The sequence below is a fragment of the Dolichospermum circinale AWQC131C genome, from assembly GCF_000426905.1.
In the GTDB taxonomy this organism is placed as follows: Bacteria; Cyanobacteriota; Cyanobacteriia; order Cyanobacteriales; family Nostocaceae; genus Dolichospermum; species Dolichospermum circinale.
The window spans coordinates 1-5,475 of the sequence record NZ_KE384594.1 but is presented as its reverse complement, the minus strand read 5'-3'; the positions used below and the strand labels follow the sequence as shown (position 1 = coordinate 5,475).

General features: G+C 39.7%; 4 protein-coding genes. 2 read left to right on the top strand and 2 right to left on the bottom strand.

The genetic code is table 11. The annotated features are described in order from the left end of the window. Positions 1-656: 656 nt before the first annotated feature. Positions 657-3,236 carry a cell division protein HetF gene (gene hetF, locus ACIR131C_RS0104115; RefSeq protein ID WP_028089173.1) on the top strand — a complete coding sequence of 860 codons (2,580 nt, stop codon included), beginning with the start codon at positions 657-659 and terminating at the stop codon, positions 3,234-3,236. A gap of 151 nt (positions 3,237-3,387) precedes the next feature. Beyond that, the gene (locus tag ACIR131C_RS0104110) at positions 3,388-3,726 is read left to right on the top strand and encodes a P-II family nitrogen regulator (RefSeq protein WP_028089172.1); all 339 of its coding nucleotides are present in this window, start codon (positions 3,388-3,390) and stop codon (positions 3,724-3,726) included. A gap of 219 nt (positions 3,727-3,945) precedes the next feature. Here the strand turns inward: ACIR131C_RS0104110 and ACIR131C_RS0104105 are convergent, their stop codons facing one another. Beyond that, positions 3,946-4,851, bottom strand: a complete 906-nt coding sequence (locus tag ACIR131C_RS0104105) for an alpha/beta fold hydrolase (protein WP_028089171.1) — start codon at positions 4,849-4,851, stop codon at positions 3,946-3,948. Positions 4,852-4,862: 11 nt separating this feature from the next. Beyond that, positions 4,863-5,354: a HugZ family pyridoxamine 5'-phosphate oxidase gene (locus ACIR131C_RS0104100; RefSeq protein ID WP_028089170.1), complete on the bottom strand. Its 492-nt coding sequence runs from the start codon at positions 5,352-5,354 to the stop codon at positions 4,863-4,865. Positions 5,355-5,475 lie beyond the last annotated feature (121 nt).

Below are 5,475 nucleotides of genomic sequence, written 5' to 3'. Positions count from 1 at the left end.
AAAACCCCCAGTGGTGTTAGCCGGCTAGGGGAAGTTAGTTATCAGGGTGCATCTACTGGTTAATTGTTCTAGGGTAGTGTATGATGTTCCGGAAAAAATTAATTATATGGTAATGACTGTGTGGTGGTAACCATAAACAAGAAAAAACCCCCAGTGGTGTTAGCCAGCTAGGGGAAGTTAGTTATCAGGGTGCATCTACTGGTTAACTGTTCATTGTTTTTCACTTATGACCCGGAAAAATTACCCAAATATTGCTGTAAGTCCCATACCGAAAAAATTCCTGGGGCTGGGGTGGCTGGGTAGGGGAGTTAGTTATGGGAAATTCATCTACTAAATAACTGAATCACAAATCCTGACAAACGCCCTTGGTTAGCAAGAGCGTTTTTTTATTTGCCAGAATTAAAAAAAAGGAAAACCCCTAGCCAAATTTAACTAACTAGGGGAATTGAAGATCAAGGTGCATCTACCAACAAAGAGTTCTAGAAGCAAATTGGCCAATCCGGAATAACCATTTGAAAACAAACAGGCAGAAAACTTCACGAAGAACTATTTTAAGAACAACGTAAAACAACACACTTCCGAAACATTAGAATAACAAAATACATCTACATTACCCCGCGTCATCAACATAGTCTAAAAAACATGGAGCAGAATTTGTGACCCAGGAATTTCACCTTTCCGCAACGCCAGTAGGACAAAATCACTATCTGCTGCGAACCGAACAAGTAGCACCTGGAGTACCCCTAGCAGAAGAACTCCTACACTGGCCTGTCACCGAATGGTTAGCGATCGCTGGATATTTAATGGATGACCCTTTGCAACTAGTCTTGCAAGGGGAAATGAATGATAAAAATGCCCCTAACCTAGTGGAATTAGGACGAGAATTGTATAACGCTCTATTCCAGAAATCTCTGAGGGATAGTTGGATCACCGCTCAAGGTATTGCCCAAAATCATCAACAAGTGCTGCGGCTAAGATTGGGACTCAAAGACCCCAGTTTAGCACGATTACCATGGGAAGTCATGCACGCAGGCGATTCCTACGGAGCGCTTCGCTATCGCCCCTTAGTTACAGGACCCGACATCACCTTTGCCCGTTACCAATGTGGTACAACCTCAGTCAATGCCTACTGGTTGCGATGCTTACAGACAGGGCAGCGATCGCCTAACCTTTTACAGACTCATAATTTCTCCACACCAGCCGCAGAACAGGGACTAAAGGTGTTGATGGTGATTTCTTCCCCAAGAAACTTGGTACAGTTAAATTTACTCAAGCAAGAAGCTATTAACCTCAAGGCTGAACTACACCGTCAAGGATTAAATTTGGCCGATGGTGGTCATCATCGGCCAAAAATTGAGGCGGTTGTTCTTGATCAACCAGGTAGGGAAGAACTCACCCAAGCTCTAGAACAGGGACATTACGATATTCTCCACTATTCCGGCCATAGTAATTTGGGGGCGAATGGTGGGCAAATTTATCTAGTTAGTAAAAAAACTGGTTTAACAGAGACTCTCAGCGGGGATGATTTGGCTGGGTTACTGATTAATAATCATGTGCAAATGGTAGTTTTTAATTCCTGCTTTGGGTCTTATGGAGCTAAGGCGGGGGTTGATGAGGTTTCAGGTGAGGGGAATTTAACAGAATGTCTGGTTAAACGGGGAATTAGAAGTGTACTAGCGATGTCAGAACGCATACCTGATGAAGTGGCACTGACGCTGACACAACTATTTTACCGAAATTTGAGTCAAGGTTATGCCTTAGATTTGTGTGTGAGTCGGGTTCGTCAGGGTTTAATTTCTGCATACAGTTCTCAACAGATGTATTGGGCATTGCCCATATTGTACCTTCAGCGAGATTTTGATGGTTATTTGATACCACAAGTCAATTTATCAGATGATGTGGCTAATTCACAAGGGCTGTCAGATTTACTCAGGGAATATCAGCCATCTGAACAGAATGGTGATGATCATTATGCGGCTGTAGCAAATAATCCAGAAATTTTGATGACTGATGATGATATTCTCGATGCTGATTTGACCGAGGAGACAACCGAGGTAGATTGGCTTTTGGCAGATTCTTGGGGTGATTTAATCGCCGAAATTGAATATGATGACTCCAACTATGATCAAGATTCCGCAATGGTTTCTGATTTGTTTCGTCAGCTTGATAACCGGACAACCACAAGGGAGGAACAAAGCATGAAGGCCGAACTAATCCAAGAATCTAACGAGTTGTCAGAAATGCAGGTTTCTGAACTTGAGGAACATTTAAACTGGGGAAATGTACCAACATCTATTACACCAACCTCCCTAAATATTCAAAAGCGACGGATAAATCCCCCCTTATCACCGACTCCTTTAGTGACATCAAGTAATCGTAATCGCTATCACAAATCAAAATCATCATTGCTTTTGGGTCTTGTCGGTGCAAGTGCAATTACTATAATCTTTGGTGTTGTTTGGTGGTGGTATCAAAGTCTGTCTCGGCAGCACTTTCTACCCAATATCCCACTTCCAGAGAATATTAGCAGTAATCAACTCCCAAATATTAATTTAGCTAACTCAGGAACGGGGATTGTCACAGCTACCGCTACCGCACTATTGAGTCAGGGTAATTTAAAGGATGGATTGAATGCTGTTGATGAATTATTAAATCGTGGTGCTTTGACAACTGCTGAAACGGCCTTAAACTTAATTCCTGTTCAGGATACCCAAAATCCAGCGGTGAATTTTGCCTGGGGACGTTTAGCTTGGCTGTCTGTACAAACTGGTAATAATAAATATAGTATTGATGATGCACGCCGTTACTGGGCTAGGGCAGTACAGAGTCAGCCCGATTCTATTTTGTATAATAATGCTTTGGGATTTGCCTATTATGAAGAAAATAATCTTAATTATGCCAATGATGCTTGGTTCAAATCTCTGAATTTGGCTTTACAAAGCGGGCAGAATACAGGAGCGAATTTTGAACAAACAAAATATCCGCAAATATCTAGAGAACCAGAAAGATTAACGGCTTATGCTGGGTTGGCCTTGGGGTTATACAAAAGCGCCCAGGGTCAACCCGCTGATAAACGTCAAAAATATTTACAGGAAGCCATTAAACTTCGACAAATGGTGATTCAAAATGCACCAGCAGATTTTACTATAGAGAAATTATCACAAAATTGGCTGTGGACTCAACAAGCGATCGCAGATTGGCAAAGCCTGGGACAAACAAAGTTACCCCTTTTGTAATAAAATTGTTGATGACCGGATGAGGATGACAAAAACCGTGAAATCCAATACATCAATCTCAAGTTAATAACTGGTGCTATACTTACAGCGTGAGACAAAGTGTTTGGTTAGATATATAAACAACGCTATTAGAAGTCAGGAATCAAAAAAAATGAAGAAAGTAGAAGCCATTATCCGTCCATTTAAGCTTGATGAGGTGAAAATAGCCCTAGTTAATGCGGGGATTGTAGGGATGACAGTTTCTGAGGTTCGGGGTTTTGGCAGACAAAAGGGTCAAACTGAACGCTATCGAGGTTCGGAATATACTGTGGAGTTTCTGCAAAAACTCAAAGTGGAAATTGTCGTCGAAGATTCCCAAGTAGACACTGTTGTGGATAAAATTATCTCCGCAGCGCGGACCGGTGAAATTGGTGATGGTAAAATCTTTATTTCTCCTGTTGAACAAGTTGTACGCATTAGGACCGGAGAAAAAAATACAGAAGCAGTATAAATATTAGATATTGAATCCTACATATCTACAAGAAGTGCGTTGCTGAATCTGTGAAGATCAAAAACAGTCAGCAACGCGCCCTTCGGGAAGTCAAAAGTCAAAAAGTACAGAATTTTTATTCTATTTTTATTTTAGAGATCACCCAGGGTAGACGCAAAGAAGCAAAGTTGGAGATATTTAATCTTCTAATTCTCACAAGTTCAATCTTTGTTTTTGAACTTAGATTTTTAATTCTCCCGATGTATTGTATTTTTGCAAAATTCCAATCACAACCGCTGGTATTTCTAAATGGGGAATAATTCCCGTATCTGGTATTTCCTCAAAACCTTTAATTACCGCAGGATTTAAACCAGCTAAACGTCGTCCTAATTCAATATTTGTAAACTGTGCTTTTTCACCCCACAAAATGACACTGGGAACTTGAAGTTGCTGAATATATAAACTCAAATCAAAGTAAAGATTCCCCTTTAAAAAAGACAAAGCCGCAAATTTAGCCTGATATTGTTGTGCAGAAGTTAAATAAGCTGCTACCATTTCCTGTGTCACCCTTTCTGGTTTAGCAAAAAGAAAACTTTGTAAAAAATTCCTAACTGCAATTTCATTTTCTGCACCCAAAGCATAAATTAAATTATCTACCAAAGGTGTATTAATCAAAGAAAGTGGTAATCTTCGTCCCGCACCTTGTCCAAAATCATTAAACCCCGAAGGACAAACTAAAAACAAAGCTTTGAATAAATGGGGATAAGTAATAGCCAGACGAATAGCAAAAGCCGCAGTTAAAGAAGATGCTATTACAGTTACACTTTGGTGACAAGTTTGATGAATAAACTCGATAATTGTGGTTAAATAATCTTCAATTTGATAATCTCGCACGGGGTGAGCAGATTTTCCCCAACCAATTAAATCTGGGGCTAAAATTCGATATTTTGCAGCATAAGCTGGATAAATTTTAGACCATTCATAAGCGGACGCACCACCACCAAAATTATGTAAAAATAACAATGGTGGTAAATCTTGATCCACTGCATTTTCCCAAGGGGCGCTAACTTGGGTATAGTAAACCATTGTTCCCAAAGATGTATGAATGAACTTACTACCAAAACCCGGAGGTTGAAACTGAATCATAACTATGAAGCTCAATCTTTACTAAGGACAAGTTGATTTATATTGTCACTACTAATATTATAAGCAGCACCAAACCCAATTACAAAACGTCCGTTCTTGGGTGTGAGTTGAAAAATCCGAAAATCTGGTAAACTGCGTAATGTAGAAATCAATTCTCCAAAACGAATCTGAAATTTATCAACAATTTGTTGCCATTTTTCACTTTCTCTCTCTACTAATTTTGCGGTACAATTAAAACTTAAACGCCGACGGGCGAAAATTTGTTTAGTTTTAACTTCGTCTTCAATAAATAAAATACTCACAAAAGGATGATTATGAATATTTTGGGTGTGAGTAGCTAGTCCACTAACATAAATATAGATGTTTTTATCTTCGTCGCTAACAAAAGGAGCGTAACTAGCGTCAGGAATCCCCTCTTTGTTAACTGTACTCATGATAATGCTGGTAAATTCTGTGGGGAATTTCTCGTATTCGGCTTGGGCTTTTTTGTCTTGATCGTTCATGATTGATAATTATTTATTTTAACGAACCACTCCAGGCACAGAGGACACGGAGGAAGGGAAAGCAGGGGGTTTTCATTCTCCGAGGTAAAGAAGAAAAGAATAGTGATCTTTTCTTGATAAA

What these genes read in the sequence shown, in the direction of transcription:
- ACIR131C_RS0104110 (WP_028089172.1), top strand. Translation starts at nt 3,388, where the DNA reads ATGAAGAAAGTAGAAGCCATTATCCGTCCATTTAAGCTTGATGAGGTG.
- ACIR131C_RS0104105 (WP_028089171.1), bottom strand. Translation starts at nt 4,851, where the DNA reads ATGATTCAGTTTCAACCTCCGGGTTTTGGTAGTAAGTTCATTCATACA.
- ACIR131C_RS0104100 (WP_028089170.1), bottom strand. Translation starts at nt 5,354, where the DNA reads ATGAACGATCAAGACAAAAAAGCCCAAGCCGAATACGAGAAATTCCCC.